17 protein-coding genes are annotated in these 18,260 nt (G+C 66.3%); 8 read left to right on the top strand and 9 right to left on the bottom strand.

Annotated elements, in window-relative coordinates; all coding sequences use genetic code 11:
- Nucleotides 1-76 precede the first annotated feature (76 nt).
- The 6 genes from SIN08_RS03745 to SIN08_RS03720 all read right to left on the bottom strand — a co-directional run bounded on the left by SIN08_RS03745 (nucleotide 77) and on the right by SIN08_RS03720 (nucleotide 5,616).
- The gene (locus SIN08_RS03745; RefSeq protein ID WP_322450519.1) at nucleotides 77-1,477 is read right to left on the bottom strand and encodes an L-serine ammonia-lyase; all 1,401 of its coding nucleotides are present in this window, start codon (nucleotides 1,475-1,477) and stop codon (nucleotides 77-79) included.
- 250 nt (nucleotides 1,478-1,727) lie between these two features.
- Nucleotides 1,728-1,856 (bottom strand): hypothetical protein, encoded by a 129-nt coding sequence (locus tag SIN08_RS03740; protein ID WP_322450193.1) that lies wholly within the window; start codon nucleotides 1,854-1,856, stop codon nucleotides 1,728-1,730.
- Nucleotides 1,857-2,105: 249 nt separating this feature from the next.
- Nucleotides 2,106-2,915, bottom strand: a complete 810-nt coding sequence (locus tag SIN08_RS03735; protein WP_322450192.1) for a YdcF family protein — start codon at nucleotides 2,913-2,915, stop codon at nucleotides 2,106-2,108.
- A 43-nt stretch (nucleotides 2,916-2,958) separates the two neighbouring features.
- The gene (gatA, locus tag SIN08_RS03730) at nucleotides 2,959-4,440 is read right to left on the bottom strand and encodes an Asp-tRNA(Asn)/Glu-tRNA(Gln) amidotransferase subunit GatA (protein ID WP_322450191.1); all 1,482 of its coding nucleotides are present in this window, start codon (nucleotides 4,438-4,440) and stop codon (nucleotides 2,959-2,961) included.
- Between the two features lie 88 nt (nucleotides 4,441-4,528).
- Entirely contained in the window at nucleotides 4,529-4,816 is a 288-nt protein-coding gene (gatC, locus tag SIN08_RS03725) for an Asp-tRNA(Asn)/Glu-tRNA(Gln) amidotransferase subunit GatC (RefSeq protein WP_322450189.1), read from the bottom strand.
- 92 nt (nucleotides 4,817-4,908) lie between these two features.
- On the bottom strand, nucleotides 4,909-5,616 hold the full coding sequence (locus tag SIN08_RS03720; protein WP_322450188.1) for a metal-dependent hydrolase: 708 nt from the start codon (nucleotides 5,614-5,616) through the stop codon (nucleotides 4,909-4,911).
- A gap of 71 nt (nucleotides 5,617-5,687) precedes the next feature.
- Between SIN08_RS03720 and ruvX the strand changes: the two genes are divergently transcribed.
- Nucleotides 5,688-6,173 carry a Holliday junction resolvase RuvX gene (gene ruvX / locus SIN08_RS03715; RefSeq protein WP_322450187.1) on the top strand — a complete coding sequence of 162 codons (486 nt, stop codon included), beginning with the start codon at nucleotides 5,688-5,690 and terminating at the stop codon, nucleotides 6,171-6,173.
- Here ruvX and SIN08_RS03710 read toward each other — a convergent pair.
- Complete coding sequence (locus SIN08_RS03710; protein WP_322450185.1) at nucleotides 6,140-6,451, bottom strand: DUF6105 family protein; 312 nt, start codon at nucleotides 6,449-6,451, stop codon at nucleotides 6,140-6,142. The genes ruvX and SIN08_RS03710 overlap by 34 nt on opposite strands.
- 128 nt (nucleotides 6,452-6,579) lie before the next feature.
- Nucleotides 6,580-8,208, bottom strand: a complete 1,629-nt coding sequence (locus tag SIN08_RS03705) for an acyl-CoA dehydrogenase family protein (protein WP_322450183.1) — start codon at nucleotides 8,206-8,208, stop codon at nucleotides 6,580-6,582.
- Between the two features lie 156 nt (nucleotides 8,209-8,364).
- Here SIN08_RS03705 and SIN08_RS03700 point away from each other — a divergent pair, with 156 nt between their 5' ends.
- The 4 genes from SIN08_RS03700 (at nucleotide 8,365) to dprA (ending at nucleotide 12,470) form a co-directional block, all read left to right on the top strand.
- A complete protein-coding gene (locus SIN08_RS03700) occupies nucleotides 8,365-9,324 on the top strand; it encodes an aspartate carbamoyltransferase catalytic subunit (protein ID WP_322450182.1) in 960 nt (319 codons plus the stop codon).
- Nucleotides 9,321-10,607, top strand: a complete 1,287-nt coding sequence (locus SIN08_RS03695) for a dihydroorotase (protein ID WP_322450180.1) — start codon at nucleotides 9,321-9,323, stop codon at nucleotides 10,605-10,607. The genes SIN08_RS03700 and SIN08_RS03695 overlap by 4 nt, the downstream gene beginning before the upstream one ends.
- Before the next feature lie 121 nt (nucleotides 10,608-10,728).
- Complete coding sequence (gene plsY / locus SIN08_RS03690) at nucleotides 10,729-11,343, top strand: glycerol-3-phosphate 1-O-acyltransferase PlsY (RefSeq protein ID WP_322450179.1); 615 nt, start codon at nucleotides 10,729-10,731, stop codon at nucleotides 11,341-11,343.
- Entirely contained in the window at nucleotides 11,340-12,470 is a 1,131-nt protein-coding gene (gene dprA / locus SIN08_RS03685; RefSeq protein WP_322450178.1) for a DNA-processing protein DprA, read from the top strand. Before plsY ends, dprA begins: the two co-directional genes overlap by 4 nt.
- Here dprA and SIN08_RS03680 read toward each other — a convergent pair.
- Nucleotides 12,432-12,659, bottom strand: a complete 228-nt coding sequence (locus tag SIN08_RS03680) for a hypothetical protein (protein ID WP_322450177.1) — start codon at nucleotides 12,657-12,659, stop codon at nucleotides 12,432-12,434. The genes dprA and SIN08_RS03680 overlap by 39 nt on opposite strands.
- A gap of 315 nt (nucleotides 12,660-12,974) precedes the next feature.
- On the opposite strand from SIN08_RS03680, the gene topA reads away from it, so the two are divergent.
- The 3 genes from topA to SIN08_RS03665 are packed head-to-tail and all read left to right on the top strand — an operon-like array spanning nucleotide 12,975 to nucleotide 18,239.
- On the top strand, nucleotides 12,975-15,524 hold the full coding sequence (gene topA, locus SIN08_RS03675; protein ID WP_322450176.1) for a type I DNA topoisomerase: 2,550 nt from the start codon (nucleotides 12,975-12,977) through the stop codon (nucleotides 15,522-15,524).
- 4 nt (nucleotides 15,525-15,528) lie between these two features.
- Nucleotides 15,529-17,820 carry a ribonuclease R gene (rnr, locus tag SIN08_RS03670; protein WP_322450174.1) on the top strand — a complete coding sequence of 764 codons (2,292 nt, stop codon included), beginning with the start codon at nucleotides 15,529-15,531 and terminating at the stop codon, nucleotides 17,818-17,820.
- Entirely contained in the window at nucleotides 17,820-18,239 is a 420-nt protein-coding gene (locus tag SIN08_RS03665) for a DUF983 domain-containing protein (RefSeq protein ID WP_322450518.1), read from the top strand. Before rnr ends, SIN08_RS03665 begins: the two co-directional genes overlap by 1 nt.
- Nucleotides 18,240-18,260 lie beyond the last annotated feature (21 nt).

Below are 18,260 nucleotides of genomic sequence, written 5' to 3'. Positions count from 1 at the left end.
TTTCGGCGGAAGAAAGGCCCGCCCGAACCCGTCCACAGCTCCCGGTGGTTCACCGGACCAGCAATTGCGAGGGACGCTAGCACTCCACCACGTTGACCGCCAGCCCGCCGAGACTCGTCTCCTTGTAGCGCTCGTTCATGTCGATGCCGGTCTGGCGCATGGTCTCCACCGCCGCGTCGAGCGAGACGAAATGGGTTCCGTCCCCTTTCACCGCCAGGGACGCGGCGGTGACGGCCTTCACCGCGCCGAGCGCGTTGCGCTCGATGCAGGGCACCTGGACGAGGCCGGCGACCGGATCGCAGGTCATGCCGAGATGATGCTCGAGCGCGATCTCGGCGGCGTTCTCCACCTGCTCCGGCGTGCCGCCCATGACGGCGGCGAGCCCGGCGGCGGCCATGGCAGAAGCCGACCCCACCTCACCCTGGCAGCCGACCTCGGCGCCGGAGATGGATGCGTTGTGCTTGACGATGCCGCCGACGGCGGCCGCTGTCAGCAGGAAGTCGCGGATGCCCTTCTGGTCGGCGTCGACGTGGAAACGCAGCCAGTAGCGCAGGACCGCCGGCACGACGCCGGCCGCGCCGTTGGTTGGGGCGGTGACGACGCGCCCGCCGGCCGCGTTCTCCTCGTTGACGGCCATGGCATAGACGGAAAGCCAGTCATTGGCCGAAAGCGGGTTCGGCCGATTCTGCCGCCACTCCTCCTGAAGCGTTTCATGAAGCCGGCGGGCGCGGCGGCGAACGTTCAGCCCGCCGGGCATGACGCCCTCCTGGGACAGGCCGCGCTCGACACAGCCGTGCATCGCCTCCCAGATCCGGTCGAGCCCGGAATCGAGCTCGGCCGCGCTGACGCGGGACTCTTCGTTCGCCCGCTTCATCTCGGCGATGGAAAGCCCGCTTTCGGCCGCCATGGCCAGCATCTCACGGGCATTGGCGAAGGGATAGGGCACGTTGCGCTCGGCGGCCTGTTTGCCGCGTGCCTGGAGCGCCTGGAGCTCTTCTTCCGAAACCACGAAGCCGCCGCCGACCGAATAATAGACCCGGCGCAGCAGGAGGCGGCCATCGGCATCGGAGGCGGAAAACGCCAGCCCGTTGGCATGGCCCGGAAGCGGCGCCTTCCTGTCGAAGACGAGGTCCGTCTCGGGATCGAAGTCGTAGCCGGGATGGCCCGGCGGATCGAGCCGCCGCGCCCGCCGGATGTGATCGAGGATCCCGTCCGCCGTATCGGGATCGATCGTTGTCGGGGTGAGACCATTAAGGCCCAGGATCACTGCCCGGTCGGTGGCATGGCCGACGCCCGTGAAAGCCAGCGATCCGTGCAGGCTGGCCGCCAGCCGCGACACCGTCGCACCGGCGGGGCGCGGCCATTCGCCTTCGGCGATCTCGTCCAGGAAACGCTCCGCCGCCACCATCGGTCCCATGGTATGGGAACTCGACGGGCCGATGCCGATCTTGAAGAGATCGAAGACGGAAAGGAACATCATTCAACTCCAGCCAGCCGGCGTATCGCTCCGAACCCCGAAGGTTTTCGGAAAGCGGGATGCGCGGTTTCAGCTTACAGCGTTCCTTGTGCGTCCCAAAGGACGCATTGCGCTGTAGAGGCCGCATCCATGCGCCGTATCGGCAGCATATGCGTGTCAGGAAGCGACATGACAAGGCAACGGAACGAACCGGGGCGCGGCTTCTGCGGCCGCGCCCCGGTTCATGGAAGTGGACTGAATCTTTTTCTGCTTAGCTGGCCGCGATCACGGCCAGCGATTCGCTTCCGGCAAAGAGCCAGGCCAGCAGGATGATGCCGGCGAGGCCAATCGCTGCCTTGGCGGTGACGCCCCAGCAGGATTTCTGAACGCTATCGTCCATTGAATTCCCGTCATTTCGTTTGTTCACGCGACGGCCCCCTCTTCCCATGACCGGTCGCTTAAGCGGGGCATACTCCCACGCTATCGGCGAAGCAACAGAAAAAACGGCCGAAGAAGGGCGACGTACCGCCGAACGCCGCCGGCATATAAGGATCCTTCCAGGGGATTCAATAGCTTGCAGCGAACGGGATGTTGGTAAATTTTCAACAAAGAAGGCGAAATTCGGGCGCGTGAAACACCCGCCCCTGCGTCAGGCCGGCCTCTGCGCGGGTGCCGGCAGCAGGGTGTCGGTCCGTCCCACGAGCCAATAGGCGAAAAGCCCCAGCCATTCGCGCAGCGCCACGGTCGTGTTGCGCAACGAGTCGAGCACGTTGTCGGCGGCAAGGCCGACACGTTCATCGCCGGCGGTCTTGTAGTCGACCGGCCACGGCACGACGGGAAATCCCGCGTTGCGAAAAACGGCGACCGAGCGTGGCATATGGTAGGCCGAGGTGACGAGAAGCCATGTCTCGCCCGGCTGCGGAGCGATGTGTTTTCTGGAAAAGGCCGCGTTCTCGTAGGTATCCCGCGACTGGTTCTCGAGCTCGATGCGCTCCCGTGCCACTCCCAGCGCGGTCAAGAGACGCGGCGCTGTGTCGGCATCGCCCTCGCCTTCCAAAAAGACCGATCCTGACCCGCCGGAAACGACCAGCCGCGCCTCGGGATACCGGCGCGCCAGAATCGCCGCCTCGATCAGCCGGTCGCCGCTCGCGTTCAGTTCATAACCGCCGCGTTCCAGGTTGATCGCGCCTTCGAAGCCGCCACCGAGAACGAGGATGCCGTCGACATCCGCCGGCGCTTGCGCGGGCCTGTGGAAACGTTCCTCCAAGGGATGCAGGAGCATCGCACCGAGGGTTGTCCAGCCTGCGAGGCCGAGTACGAGCAGGCCGAGGAACCCGGCGGCGAGCGAAACGCGCCGCCAATGGAGCAGCGAAGCGGCAAGCGAGGCCGCAAGCAAAAGTCCCACCAGATTGACGGGTTGAACCAGCGCCCAGAAGACCGCCGAGGTGAGATGGAACAAGAAGCGCCTCCCCCTGCCTCAGCCGGCGCCGTGGCGCATCACCTCACCACCAGCGCTGCGGCGAGAAGCGCCCGGCGGCCTTCTCGATCACATGGCCGGTGCGGAAGAGCGTCTCCTCGTCGAATGGCCGGCCGATGAGTTGCAGGCCGAGAGGCAGGCCCTTCGCGTCCAGCCCGGCGGGAACGGCGATCCCCGGCAGGCCCGCCATGTTCACCGTCACGGTGAAGATGTCGTTCAAGTACATCTTCACCGGATCGGCGGCCATGTCCTGGTCGGCAATGCCAAAGGCGGCGGAGGGGGTCGCCGGGGTGAGAATGGCGTCCACGCCCTGGTCGAAGACGGTCTCGAAGTCGCGCTTGATCAGCGTGCGCACTTTCTGGGCCTTGAGATAGTAGGCGTCGTAATAGCCGGCCGACAGCACATAAGTGCCGATCATGACGCGCCGCTTCACCTCGCGGCCGAAGCCGGCCGCGCGCGTCTTCTCATACATCTCGGTGACGTCGCCGCCCGGCACCCGCAAGCCGTAGCGCACGCCGTCATAGCGCGCGAGGTTGGACGAAGCCTCCGCCGGCGCGACGATGTAATAGGCCGGCAGCGCGTATTTGGTGTGCGGCAGAGAGATATCGACGATCTCCGCGCCGGCCTCGCGCATCCACTCAACGCCCTTCTGCCACAGCGCCTCGATCTCGGCCGGCATGCCGTCGACGCGGTACTCTTTCGGAATGCCGATCTTCAGTCCCTTCACCGACTGTCCGACCGCCGCCTCATAGTCCGGCACCGGCCGGTCGACGGAGGTCGTGTCCTTGGCGTCGACCGAGGCCATGGATTTCAGGAGAATGGCGGCATCGCGCACGTCCCGCGCGATCGGGCCGGCCTGGTCGAGCGAGGAGGCGAAGGCGACCGTGCCCCAGCGCGAGCAGCGCCCATAGGTCGGCTTGATGCCCACGGTGGCCGTGAAGGCGGCGGGCTGGCGGATGGAGCCGCCGGTATCGGTCGCCGTCGCGCCGGCGCACAGCCAGGCCGCGACCGCCGCCGCCGAACCGCCCGAGGAGCCGCCGGGCACGAGGTCCTTGTTGTCGCCCTCCGCCCGCCAGGGATTGACCACCGGCCCGTAATAGGAGGTCTCGTTGGACGAGCCCATGGCGAACTCGTCCATATTGAGCTTGCCCAGCATCACCGCCCCGTCGGCCCACAGATTGGCGGTAACGGTGGACTCGTAGGGCGGCTTGAAGCCGTCGAGGATGTGGCTGCCCGCCTGGGTGTGGGTATCACGGGTGGCGAAGAGATCCTTCACCCCCAGCGGAATGCCCTCGAGCGGCCGCGCACCGCCTTGCGCCAGCCGCATGTCGGAAGCCTTCGCCATCTCGCGCGCCTGGTCCGCAGTCACGGCCACATAGGCGTTCAGCCGTTCGTTCGCCGTCTCGATGGCGGACAGATAGGCTTCAGCCAACTCGAGGGCGGTGAAGTCCTTCTTCGCCAGTCGGTCACGCGTTTCGGCAATGGTGAGTTTGGTCAGCTCGCTCATGAAAGGTCCGTTCGCTCACGGATGAGATGAATGGGCGCCGATGAGCGCCCGAGAGTAGGTGGATTGCGCGACACCTGCCGCAGCCCGCCTATTCGACGACCTTGGGCACGACAAAGAAATTGTCGTCGCCGGCCGGCGCGTTGGCCACGATCTCCTCCGCCTTGCCGCCATCCGTCACTTCGTCCCGGCGCATCCTGATGGCCGTGGGAATGACGGAGGTCATCGGCTCCACGTCGGAGACATCCACCTCGCCAAGCTGCTCCACGAAACCGAGGATGGCGTTCAATTCGCCGGTCATGCGGCTGGCTTCCTCATCGTCGACGGCAATTCTGGCCAATTGCGCCACACGCTTCACGGTCTCGATATCGACGGACATGCTCTCTTTCCTGGCGGGATTGGATTGCCCCAGCGCTATAGTCGCGCCCGGCGCGGCACGCAACACCATTGCCCAAAAAGCCGCGCTAGAGGCTACAGCTCCACCGCCGCGCCGCGCTCGGGCACCAGCACGTTCGTCTCCGTCCCCTTCATGCCCTCGATGAACTTGTCCGCCGACTGGTCGACGATCGGGAAGGACGCGTAGTGGCAGGGGATGACCGTCTCGTACTGGAAGAAGCGGCGGCAGGCAAGCGCGGCCACCGCGCCGCCCATCGTGAACCGGTCGCCGATGGGCACAAGGCCGATCTGCGGCCGATGCAGTTCCTGGATCAGCGCCATGTCGCCGAAGATATCGGTGTCGCCCATGTGATAGAGCGTCTTTTCCCGCGGAAAATGGAGGATGAGGCCGCCGGGATTGCCAAGATAGACATTGGTACCGTCGTCCAACGGAAACGAAGAGGAGTGCTGTGCCTGAACGAAGGTCGTCGTGAAGCCGCCGCAATCGACCGTCCCGCCGAGATTACCGGGATTGATCTTGTCCTCGGCAATCCCCTGCCCGACGAGATACATGCAGATCTCGAAGTTGGCGACCAGCATGGCGCCACTCTGTTTCAGGATCGCCGCCGAGTCGCCCAGGTGATCGGCATGCCCGTGGGTGAGCAGCACATGGGTGATGCCTTCGGCCGCCGCTTCCCAGCCGCCATCCCAGGCGGGGTTGCCGCTCAGGAACGGGTCGATCAGAATTCGCGCGTCACCGGCCTCGATCCGGAAGGCGGAGTGGCCGTACCAGGTGATTTTCATGTCCAAGCTCCTCGCATGTTGAGACCCGGCAGGATAAAACGGGCAAGCATCAAGTCAAAGGCGGGTTGCCCGTGAGCGTCGTCTCCATGGAAGAGCTGGAACAGGCCCGTCCCGTCGGCAGGCCGCTGGCCGGGCTCGATCTCGGTACCAAGACGATCGGCGTCGCCATCTCCGATCTCGGCCTGTCCTTCGCCACGCCGCGCGCAACGATCAAACGCAAAAAGTTCACGCAGGACGCCGAAGCCCTCCTGCACCTGCTCTCGCGCGAGAATGTGGGCGGGGTGATCATCGGCCTCCCCGTCAACATGGACGGCAGCGAGGGGCCGCGCGCGCAGTCCACCCGCGCCTTCGCGCGCAATCTCGCGCGGCTCACCGATCTGCCCTTGAGCTTCTGGGACGAGCGCCTGTCCACCGTGGCCGCCGAGCGGACACTCATCGAGATGGACATCTCCCGGAAAAAGCGCGCCGAACGCATCGATTCGGCGGCGGCCGCCTTCATCCTGCAGGGCGCGCTCGACCGTCTTCAGGCACTGCGCGGCGCATCCTCGCGCGGGTAGCCTCCCCGTCTTGCGGCGATCCAGGCCTGGATTGCGCGGCGGCGGCGGAAGGCGAAGATGGCCAGCAGGATCAACGTGTCGATCACGCAGGCGCGCGCCAGCAAAGGCGGGATCGCTGCGGGCTCGATGCCAAGAATCTGGCCGTAGATGGCGAAGGTGTAGTCGTGCACCTCGCGGGTCAGCATAAAGAAGCCGAAGTGCATGTCGTGCAGGGACAGGAAGTACCAACCCCAGATCAGCCCCATCGGCAATCCCCAGAAGATCAGGATGTAGCGCATGGGGCTCTCTCCACTGCCGAAACCCTTCGCGCCAACACTGGCCCCGTGCAGGCGGGCGCGCAAGCGGCAACCCTTTATTAACCTTAATTACCGCACCGGCGTGAATGGAGTTTCAGGCCATCGCCGCCCTACCCCGCCTCGGGGTAGAGCATCTCCACCAGCGTCCCGGCATCGTGCCGGGCATCGAGCATGCCGTAGGTGCCGCGCCACTGGCCGGCCAGCCGCGTCTCGATGAAGGCGTCGGCCACCTGTCCTGCCCCGAGCCGCCGCAATTCGGCAGCCGCAGCCGCCAGGGCGAGCTGCTCCGTCAGGATGCGCGCGGAGCCCTCGTCGGACTGGCACACGCGGATCGCCGCCTTCAGCACCTCCACCGTGCCATGGCCGGTCTCGCCCAGATCCCCGTGGATGCCCGCCAGCACCTCGTCGAACAGCCCGGCATTGCGCGATAAAACGCGCAGCACGTCGAGCGCCATCACATTGCCGGAGCCTTCCCAGATGGCGTTGACCGGCGCCTCGCGATAATGGCGGGCAAGCGGCCACTCTTCCACATAGCCGTTACCACCCAGGCACTCCATCGCCTCGTAGATCAGCCCCGGCGCGATCTTGCACACCCAGTATTTCACCACCGGCGTCATGACCCGCGCGAAGGCGGCCTCGCCCCGGTTCGCCGCCGCCTCGTCGAAGGAACGCGCCAGGCGGAAGGCAAGCGCGGTCGCCGCCGCCACGTCCAGCGCCATGTCGGCCAGCACGCGGCTCATCAGCGGCTGGTCGAAAAGCGCCTTGCCGAAGACCTGCCGGTGGCGCACGTGGTGCACGGCTTCGGCGAGCGATGCGCGCATCAGGCCGGCGGAGCCGAGCGCGCAGTCGAGACGGGTCAGCGTCACCATGTCCATGATGGTGCGGATACCGCCGCCCAGGTCCCCGACCGGATGGCCGAGCGCACCGGTGAACTCAACCTCGGAGGAAGCGTTGGAACGGTTGCCGAGCTTGTCCTTCAGGCGCTGGAAGCGAAAGCCGTTGCCGGTCCCGTCGTCCAGGACGCGCGGCAGGAGAAAGCAGGAAAGGCCATCCGTCGCCTGTGCCAGCACCAGGAAGGCGTCGCTCATGGGTGCCGACATGAACCATTTGTGCCCGGTGATGCGGAACAGCCCGTCGCCGGCCGGCTCCGCCACGGTCAAGTTGGCGCGCACATCCGTACCACCCTGCTTCTCCGTCATGCCCATACCGAGCGTGACACCCTGCTTCTGGGCCGCCGGGCGGTTGGAATGGTCGTATTTGCGCGCGATGACGCGCGGTGCCCAAACACGGAAGAGGTCGGGGCTCGCCATCAGTGCGGCGAGCGAGGCGCTGGTCATGGTAAGCGGACAGAGATGCCCGAGTTCGAGCTGCGCGGTCAGATAGAAGCGCGCAGCGCGGGTCTGGTGGCGCTGTCCCGTCTCATCCTCGCTGTCCTCCCAGATGGAAGAATGCAGGCCGGCGCCGATCGAGCGGCGCATCAGCGCGTGATAGGCCGGATGATATTCCACCAGGTCCGCCCGGCGCCCGTAGCGGTCGTGCGTTTTGAGCGCCGGCGTCTCGACATTGGCCAACCGCGCGAGGTCGAGTGCCTCCTGCCCGCGCACGAATCGCCCCATCCCCTCCAACTCCTTGCGCACCGGCGGAGAAAAGGTCTCGCCGAGCTGGATGAGCAGCGGGTCCGACCGCCAGGCATTCGTTCCGCTGATAGGGGGCGGTTGGTTGACGACCTCGTGGTTCACGTGAACTTCCTTTGAACTCTTGACGGCGCGGATATCCCGGCAACTCGAAAAAGCCTAGACCCTTTCCCGGCCTGTTGAAATGGCGGGGAGAAGGGGCACACAATCATTTCTTCGGCTTGCCGTCGGCGCCATGGGGCCCTATAGCACCCCTTTGAGATGACAGACGCGCCAGCCCTTCCTCTGTTCCCCCATCGCCACCTCCTTGGCATCAAGAACCTGTCGCCCCTCGACATAGAAGCCCTGCTCGACAGGGCCAACGCGGCGGTCGCCATCTCGCGCCAGCCGGAGAAGAAGCTGGCGACCTTGCGCGGCCGCACGCAAATCAATCTCTTCTACGAGGCCTCCACCCGCACCCAGTCCTCCTTCGAGCTGGCGGGCAAGCGGCTGGGCGCCGACGTGATGAACATGTCGGTGGCGAGTTCCGCCACCAAGAAGGGCGAGACGCTGCTCGATACCGCGGTGACGCTGAACGCCATGCGGCCCGACATCCTCGTCATCCGCCATTCGGCAGCCGGCGCGGCGGCTCTCCTTGCCCAGAAGGTGGGCTGCTCGGTGATCAATGCCGGCGACGGGGCGCACGAGCACCCGACCCAGGCGTTGCTCGACGCGCTGACCATCCGCCGCGCCAAGGGACGCCTGGCAGGACTGCTGGTGGCCATTTGCGGGGACGTCCTGCATTCGCGGGTCGCCCGCTCCAACATGATCCTGCTCAACGCGATGGGCGCGCGTGTGCGCGTCATCGCCCCTTCCACGCTCTTGCCGTCCGGCATCGAGCGCATGGGCGTGGAGCCGTTCACCCGCATGGAGGACGGGCTCGAAGGGGCCGACGTAGTGATGATGTTGAGACTCCAGCGCGAGCGCATGGCCGGCAGCTTCGTGCCCTCGGTGCGCGAATATTTCCGCTTCTACGGCCTCGACGCGCAGAAGCTCAAGGCGGCGAAGGCGGACGCTCTGGTGATGCACCCCGGCCCCATGAATCGCGGCGTGGAAATCGCCTCGGAAGTGGCCGACGGCCCGCAAAGCGTAATCCAGGAACAGGTGGAAATGGGCGTGGCCGTGCGCATGGCGGTGATGGAGGCGTTGCTCGATCCGCGCCGCAACGGAGACGCGGCATGAGCATCACGGTTTTCGAACGGGCCCGCATCATCGACCCCGCGCGGGGGCTGGACGAGACGGGAACGGTGATCGTCGCCGACGGCGTCATTCGGGAAGCGGGTGCCGGCGCGCTCAACCAGGGGAAACCGGAGGGTGCCAGAACCGTCGATTGCAGCGGCAAGGCAATCATCCCCGGCCTCGTGGACGCGCGGGTGTTCGTCGGCGAGCCGGGCGCGGAGCACCGCGAGACCATCGCCTCTGCAAGCCAGGCCGCGGCGGCCGGCGGCGTGACCTCCTTCGTCATGATGCCGGACACCGCCCCGGTCATCGACGACGTGGCGCTGGTGGAGTTCGTTCTGCGCACGGCGCGCGAGACGGCCTCGGTCAACGTCTTTCCCGCCGCCGCCGTGACGAAAGGGCTGGCAGGCAGCGAGTTGAGCGAGTTCGGACTGCTGCGCGATGCCGGCGCGGTGGCGCTGACGGAAGGCCGCAACACGATCGCCAGCGCCCTCGTCATGCGCCGTGCGCTCACCTATGCGCGCGACATGGAGATCGTCCTGGCCCATTCCACTCAAGACCCCGGGCTCGCCTCCTCGGGGGTCATGAACGAGGGGCTGCTTGCGAGCTGGCTCGGCCTACCCGGCATCCCGCGCGAGGCCGAGGCCATCCCCCTCACCCGCGACCTGATGCTGACGGAATTGACGGGCGGGCGCTACCACGCCGCGGAAGTCTCGACAGCCATGTCCACCGCCGCCATCCGCCATGCCAAGGACCGCGGCACGGCCGTCACCGCCGGAGTCAGCATCAACAATCTCTGTCTCAACGAGAACGACGTCGGCGAATACCGCACCTTCTTCCGTCTTTCCCCGCCGCTGCGTGCGGAGGAGGACCGGCTCGCCATGGTCGAAGCGCTGAAAGACGGTACGATCGACATCATCGTCTCCTCCCATGATCCGCAGGACGTCGATACCAAACGCCTGCCCTTCGCCGAGGCCGCCGTCGGCGCGGTCGGGCTGGAAACGCTGCTCGCCGCCGCGCTCAGGCTGCATCATTCCGCCGAGGTGCCGCTGCTGCGGCTCGTCGAGGCACTGTCGACGGCGCCGGCCCGGCTTTTCGGGCTGCCCGGCGGCACGTTGAGGCCGGGCGCCCCGGCCGACCTTGCCGTCGTCGACCTCGACGCGCCCTGGCTGGTGCGCGAGGCCGATATCCGCTCCCGTTCCAAGAACACCGCCTTCGAGGGTGCGCGTATGCAGGGCCGGGTCTTGCACACGATGGTTGCAGGTCGCACTGTATATTCGACCTGATGTTTTCAGGCGGGAATGGGATTTCGCGTGTGCAGCGGCGGACGTAAACTGAGCCTGGAGAGGCGGTGAACGCGTCCGCGGCTTTCCGCGGATGAAGGACGAGGGGCACGGAGGAGAAGACATGCCGGATCCGACACACTGGCAGGCAGCTCTGCCCGCCCTGCTTGCGGCGGCGATCGCCGGCTACCTGCTCGGCTCCATTCCCTTCGGCGTTCTGATCACCCGGCTGGCCGGGCTGGGGGATGTGCGCAAGATCGGATCCGGCAACATCGGCGCCACGAATGTTCTGCGCACCGGGCGCAAGGGGCTTGCCGCGCTCACTCTCCTGCTCGACGCGCTGAAGGGCACCGCTGCCGTGCTCCTGGCCGGCGCCTTTGGCGGCGAATACGCGCTTCTTGCAGGCTTCGGCGCCTTTCTGGGCCATCTCTTCCCCGTCTGGATCGGTTTCAAGGGCGGCAAGGGGGTGGCGACCTACCTCGGCATCCTCATCGCCGTCGCCTGGCAGGGCGCGCTGGTCTTCGCCGTCGCGTGGCTCGGCACGGCCTTTGCCACGCGCTACTCCTCGCTGGCGGCGCTGGTGGCGGCGGTCTGCGTGCCGGTGGCGCTGTTTTTCATGGAGCTGGTGCAGCCGGCCCAGCTCTTCACCCTGCTCAGCCTCTTGGTCTTTTTGAAGCACCGCAGCAACATCGCCCGGCTGGCGCAGGGGCGCGAATCCCGCATCGGGGCAAAGGGGTGAGCACCGCCGCCGGCAAGGGGCGCCGGCTCGACGATCGGCAGCGCCGGGCCTGGCTGCGCCTCATCCGCACGGAGAACGTCGGCCCGGTCAGCTTCCGCGATCTCATCAACCGGTTCGGCTCGGCCGAAGCCGCCCTGGAAGCGCTTCCCGAACTTGCCCGCAAAGGCGGTGCGCGGCGGATCCGGATCCCGTCGCCGAGCGAGATCGATGCCGAACAGGAAGCGGCCGAGCGCATGGGCGCCTGGTTCGTGGCGATCGGCGAGCCGCACTATCCCGCGCTCCTGGCACGGGCGGACCATCCCCCGCCCCTGCTCGCGGTCAAGGGCCGACTCGAACTCCTGAGCGAGCCGGCGGTGGCCATGGTGGGCGCCCGCAACGCGTCGCTCGCCGGCGTCAAGCTGGCCCAGCGCATGGCCATGGAACTGGGCCGCGAAGGCTATGTGGTCGTCTCGGGACTGGCGCGCGGCATCGACGCCGCCGCCCATCAAGGTGGATTGGAGAGCGGTACCGTCGCCGCGCTCGCAGGCGGGCTCGACAAGCCCTACCCGCCGGAAAATGATGCGCTCTTCGCCGAGATTGCCGAGCGCGGCGTGGTGCTGTCGGAGATGCCGTTCGGCTGGACGCCGCGCGCCAAGGATTTCCCGCGCCGGAACCGGCTCGTCGCAGGGATGAGCTACGGGCTGCTGGTGGTGGAGGCGGCAAACCGCTCCGGTTCGCTCATCAGCGCGCAGCTGGCGAACGAGATGGGCCGGCTCGTCTTCGCCATCCCCGGCTCGCCGCTCGATCCGCGTGCGGCCGGCACCAACAAGCTTCTCAAGCAGGGCGCCATCCTGGTGACGGGCACCGGGGACATCATCGAGGCGGTGGCCCCCCTGATCGGCCGGCTGCCGACGGGGCGCGAACTGGACGAGCCGGCGGACTTCTCCTCCGCACCGCCTCCCGACGATGATGCACGCGCACTCGTCCTCACGGCGCTCGGGCCCACCCCCGTCGGGGTCGACGAGATCATCCGTCACACCGGGCTTCACCCGGCCCAGGTGGCGCTCGTCCTTCTGGAATTGGACATCGCCGGTCGTCTGGAACGGCATTCAGGAGGCACTGTGTCCCTCCTCATCGACAGCCCGTGACCGTTCCTCGCGCAGTGACGGCGGCCGGGCGCCGCACACGATATCACCGGCCTCCACATAGGCCATCTCGATAAGATATGTCAGCATCTCGCACCGCTCGGCCCTCGCCATCGCCGCAAGCTGCCCGAGCATTGCCTGAATATATTGCAGCGCCTCGCCATCTGGCCGCTCCTGTGACATTCGGGGCATGTGGCTGCATTCTCCCTCGCCCTTCGCCCCCGCCTCTCGCCTGTGCTTCCGTGCACCTCCTTGCGCGAATGCGCCTGTTCGCATTCCGTTTGTTCATCCCTTGAACCCAGCTTGCCGGGAGATGTATATATACACTAATAAATGTAAATTGAACACATAAACAAGCAGCAGTTGCAAGCGCGATTGTCGGGCGATTTGCGGCCGAGCCCTTGACCGCGCGGAAAAGCGCAGCCATTTCACTTGCCAGCCGGGCTTTGCAGCCCACAATCAAACACGGCATCGCCACAAGAATGCCGAAGAAGGTTTTGCGCACATATGGATGTCGTCATTGTCGAATCGCCGGCCAAGGCGAAAACGATCAACAAATATCTGGGGAAGGATTACACGGTCCTGGCCTCCTTCGGCCATGTGCGCGACCTGCCCGCCAAGGACGGTTCGGTGCGTCCCGACGAGGACTTCGCCATGTCGTGGAGCGTCGACAGCCCGTCCGCAAAGCGCCTGAACGAGATCGCCAAGGCGATGAAGAGCGCCGACGGGCTCATCCTCGCAACCGACCCCGATCGCGAGGGCGAGGCGATCTCCTGGCACGTGCTCGAGGTGCTGAGGCAGAAACGCGCACTGAAGGACAAGCCGGTGCGCCGGGTCGTCTTCAACGCCATCACCAAGAAGGCTGTGCTCGACGCCATGGCCGAACCGCGCGAGGTCGACGCCTCGCTGGTCGACGCCTATCTGGCACGCCGTGCGCTCGACTATCTCGTCGGTTTCACGCTTTCGCCGGTGCTCTGGCGCAAGCTGCCGGGCGCCCGCTCCGCCGGGCGCGTGCAGTCCGTGGCGCTCAGGCTCGTGTGCGACCGAGAGGCCGAGATCGAGCGCTTCGTACGAGAAGACTACTGGCAGATCGCAGCCCTGCTCGACACGCAGCGCAAGGAAACCTTCGAGGCGCGGCTGACCGCGCTCGACGGCAAGAAGCTGCAGAAGCTCGACATCAAAACCCAGGCCGAGGCCGATTCCATCAAGGCCATGCTGGACGGCGCGTCCTATCGGGTACTGTCGGTGGAAGCCAAGCCGACGCGGCGCAATCCCGCTCCGCCGTTTACCACCTCCACGCTGCAACAGGCGGCCTCCTCGCGGTTCGGCTTTTCGGCCTCGCGCACGATGCAGGTCGCCCAGCGCCTCTACGAAGGCGTGGACATCGGCGGCGAAACCGCCGGCCTCATCACCTACATGCGAACCGACGGCGTGCAGATGGCGCCGGAGGCGCTGGAACAGGCGCGCGCGGCAGTGAACAACACCTTTGGCGCGCGCTACCTGCCGGAGAAACCGCGCCACTATTCGACGAAAGCCAAGAACGCCCAGGAAGCGCACGAAGCCATCCGCCCGACGGATTTCTCGCGCGCGCCGGACCAGGTGCGCAAATATCTCGATGGCGACCAGGCCCGTCTCTACGAGATGATCTGGAAGCGCGCCATCGCCAGCCAGATGCAGGCGGCCGAGATCGAGCGTACGACGGTCGAGATCGAGGCAAAGGGCGCCGACCGCGTTGCGGGCCTGCGCGCGGTCGGCTCCGTCATCCGCTTCGACGGCTTTCTCGCCGCCTATACGGAAGTCAAGGAGGACGACAAGGAGGACGAGGAAAACCGCCGCCTGCCGGAGATCAACACCGGCGAAGCGCTCGAGCGCAAGGACATAAACGTCACCAAACACACGACCGAGCCGCCACCGCGCTATTCGGAAGCCTCGCTCATCAGGAAGCTGGAGGAGCTGGGCATCGGCCGGCCCTCCACCTACGCCGCGATCCTGAAGACGCTGGAGGACCGGGACTACGTGACGAACGAGCGACGCAAGCTCGTGCCCCAGGCCAAGGGGCGAATCGTCACCGGGTTCCTGGAGAACTTCTTCCGCCGTTATGTGGAGTACGACTTCACCGCGGATCTCGAGGAAAAGCTCGACGATATCTCGGACGGCAAACTCTCCTGGAAGGATGTGCTGCGGGATTTCTGGAAGGATTTCTCCGGCGCCGTCGACGACATCAAGGGCCTGCGTGTGGCGGACGTGCTCGACACGCTCAACGAGGAGCTGGCGCCGCTCGTCTTCCCGCCGCGCGAGGATGGCGGCGATCCGCGCATCTGCCCCAAATGCGGCACGGGCAAGCTGTCCTTGAAGCTCGGCCGCTACGGCGCCTTTGTCGGCTGCTCGAACTATCCCGAATGCGGATACACCCGCCAGCTCGGCGAGAACGGCGAGAATGGCGACGCGGAGGCCGGCCTCGACGGCAACAAGGTGCTGGGAACGGATCCCTATACGGAAGAGGAGATCACATTGCGCTCGGGCCGCTTCGGCCCCTATGTCCAGCGTGGCGAGGGCAAGGAAGCCAAGCGCGCGAGCCTGCCCAAGAGCTGGACACCGGATACCATCGATCACGAGCGCGCGCTGGCGCTCCTGTCGCTGCCGCGCGACGTCGGCCAGCATCCCGAGACCGGCAAGATGATCTCCGCTGGGATCGGCCGCTACGGTCCCTTCGTCCTGCACGACGGCACCTATGCCAATCTGGAATCGGTGGAGGACGTCTTCTCCGTCGGCCTCAACCGCGCCGTGTCGCTACTTGCCGAGAAGAAGGAAAAAAGCAATGGTCGCCGCGGCAAGCCGGCCGCGCTGAAGGAACTCGGGGAACATCCCGACGGCGGCGGAGTCATCACCGTGCGCGACGGCCGCTACGGGCCGTATGTCAATGTCGGCAAGATCAACGCTACGCTGCCGAAGGGCAAGGATCCGATGTCGGTGACGAAGGAAGAGGCGCTCGAACTGATCGCCGCCAAGGCCACCAAACCGGGCAAGAAGTCCGGACGCGGCAAGGCCAGGAGCTGACGAATTGGCGCGCAGGACTTCAAGAAGCACCGCTGCGGCGGCCAAGGCCGAGAGCGGCGACGCGCATCTGCCCTCGCGCGACGACATCCTGCGCTTCATCTCCGAGAACCCGGATCGATCGGGCAAGCGCGAGATCGCCAAGGCATTCGGCATCAAGGGTGGCGACCGTGTCTGGCTGAAGGACAAGCTGCGCGAGCTGCAGGACGAGGGGCTGGTCAAGACGCGGCGCAAGAAGAATCTGCGCCCCGGCACACTCCCCCGCGTCGTCGTGCTCGACATCTTCTCGCGCGATGCCGAGGGCGGGCTCATCGCCCGTCCGGCCGAGCAGGACGAGGAGGATGACGGGCCGGTGCCACTCGTCACCATCCGTGCCCAGAAAGGGGCCAGGACGACTGCCGCCGGCGTCGGCGACCGCGTGCTGGCGCGCGTCTCCCCGACGGAGGAGGAGACGGGCCCGGCCTATACCGGCCGGGTGATGAAGGTGTTCGAGAAGCGCCGTCGTGCGGTGCTCGGCGTCTTTCGCGAGCTCGACGACGGGTCTTTGCGCATAGAGCCGGTGGAGCGGCGCCAGCCGGAACTCATCGTCGATGCGGAAGCGCGCAACGCGGCCAAGCACGGCGATCTCGTCGAAGCTCTGCCGATCTCGCAGGGCCGCTACGGGCTGCCGAAGGCGAAGGTGATCGAGGTCGTGGGTTCGATCACGACGGAAAAGGCGGTCTCGCTGATCGCCATCCACGCCCACGAGATCCCGCACATCTTCCCCGATGCCGCGCTGGAGGAGGCCGCGGCCGCCAAGCCGGCCACCCTGAAGGGACGCGAGGACTGGCGCAAGCTGCCGCTGATCACCATCGATCCGCCCGACGCCAAGGATCATGACGACGCGGTTTACGCCGAGCCGGACGACGACGAGAAGAACCGGGGCGGCGTCATCGTCACCGTCGCAATCGCCGACGTGGCCCAATATGTGCGTGCCGGCTCCTCCCTCGACCGCGAGGCCTTGAGGCGGGGCAACTCGGTCTATTTTCCCGACCGCGTGGTGCCGATGCTGCCCGAGCGCATTTCCAACGACCTGTGCTCGCTGCGCGAGGGCGAGGCCCGTCCCGCACTTGCCGTGCGCATGCGCTTTTCGTCGGACGGCCGCAAGATCGGGCACAGCTTCCACCGCGTCATGATGCGCTCGGCCGGCAGTCTCTCCTACGATCAGGCGCAGGCGGCCATCGACGGCAAACCGGACGACAAGTCCGGGCCCCTGCTCGACACGGTGCTGCGCCCCCTGTGGGATGCCTACGGGGTCCTCAAACGCGGCCGTAACGCGCGCGAGCCGCTGGAATTGGACCTGCCGGAACGCAAGATCCTGCTCAAGCCGGACGGCACGGTGGACCGCGTCATCGTGCCGCCTCGCCTCGATGCGCACAAGCTCATCGAGGAATTCATGATCCAGGCCAACGTCGCCGCCGCCGAGACGCTAGAGACGGCGCGCCAGCCCCTCGTCTACCGCGTGCATGACGAGCCGTCGCTCGCAAAGCAGGAATCGCTGCGCGAATTCCTCGCCTCCATCGGCATGTCGCTGGCGCGCGGGCCGGCCCTCAGGCCTGCGCAGTTCAACAACATCCTCGCCCGGGTGGATGGTTCGGACCAGGAACAGCTGGTCAACGAGGTGGTGCTGCGCTCCCAGAGCCAGGCGATCTATTCAACCGAAAACATTGGCCATTTCGGCCTCAACCTGCGCCGCTACGCGCACTTCACCTCACCCATCCGGCGCTATGCGGACCTCATCGTGCACCGAGCGCTCATCGCCGCCAGGAATCTCGGCGGGGACGGGCTGAGCGCCGAGGAGGAAGCGCGCCTGGAAGAGGTCTCGGCTCTCATCTCGGCGACCGAGCGGCGCGCCATGGCAGCCGAACGCGATACGGTTGACCGGCTCGTGGCCGAGCACCTGGCCTCCCGCACCGGCGAGGAATTTTCCGCCCGCATTTCCGGGATCACCAAGGCAGGGATTTTCGTGCTTCTGCCCGAATACGGGGCCGACGGCTTCATTCCGGTATCAACCTTGGGCAACGACTACTATATCTACGACGAACCCCGCCATGCGCTGATTGGCCAGCGCAGCGGGAAAGGCTTCCAACTCGGCGACGGCGTCGATGTCCGCCTGGTCGAGGTGGCTCCGCTCGCCGGCGCCATGCGCTTCGAGATGATGAGCGACCCGGTCCACCCGTCCGGCTCGTCGAAATCGCTGCACAAGACCAAGCGCGACAAGGCACGCAGGCAGCGCTCCGGCAAGGACAGGAGAAAATGATGGAAGAGCACGTCTTCGGCGCGGGACAGGAAAAGCGGACAGAACGGCCGATCTACGAATCGATGCGGCGGGGTTTCTTCGGCAAGTGTCCCCAATGCGGCCAGGGCCGGCTCTTCAGGGCGTTTCTGAAAACCGTGGACCGGTGTCCTTCCTGCGGCGAGGAGATGGACCACCACCGTGCCGACGATCTGCCCGCCTATCTGGTCATCGTCATCGTCGGCCATGTGGTGGTCGGCGCGTTCATGGGCGTCCAGGCGGCGACGGACTGGCCGACATGGCTGCATCTGGCCATCTGGGCGCCGCTGACGCTCATCATGTCGCTTGCCCTTATCGGCCCCGTCAAGGGATCGGTCGTCGGCCTGCAGTGGGCGTTGCGCATGCACGGCTTCGGCGGCGAGAAGGACCAGTTCGAGACTTGATCTCGAAGGGTGAAGGCGCCG

The organism is Chelativorans sp. M5D2P16, assembly GCF_034427935.1.
Lineage (GTDB): Bacteria > Pseudomonadota > Alphaproteobacteria > Rhizobiales > Rhizobiaceae > Chelativorans.
Note: the sequence above shows the minus strand (reverse complement) of the source record. Positions and strands in the feature narration are given on the sequence as shown.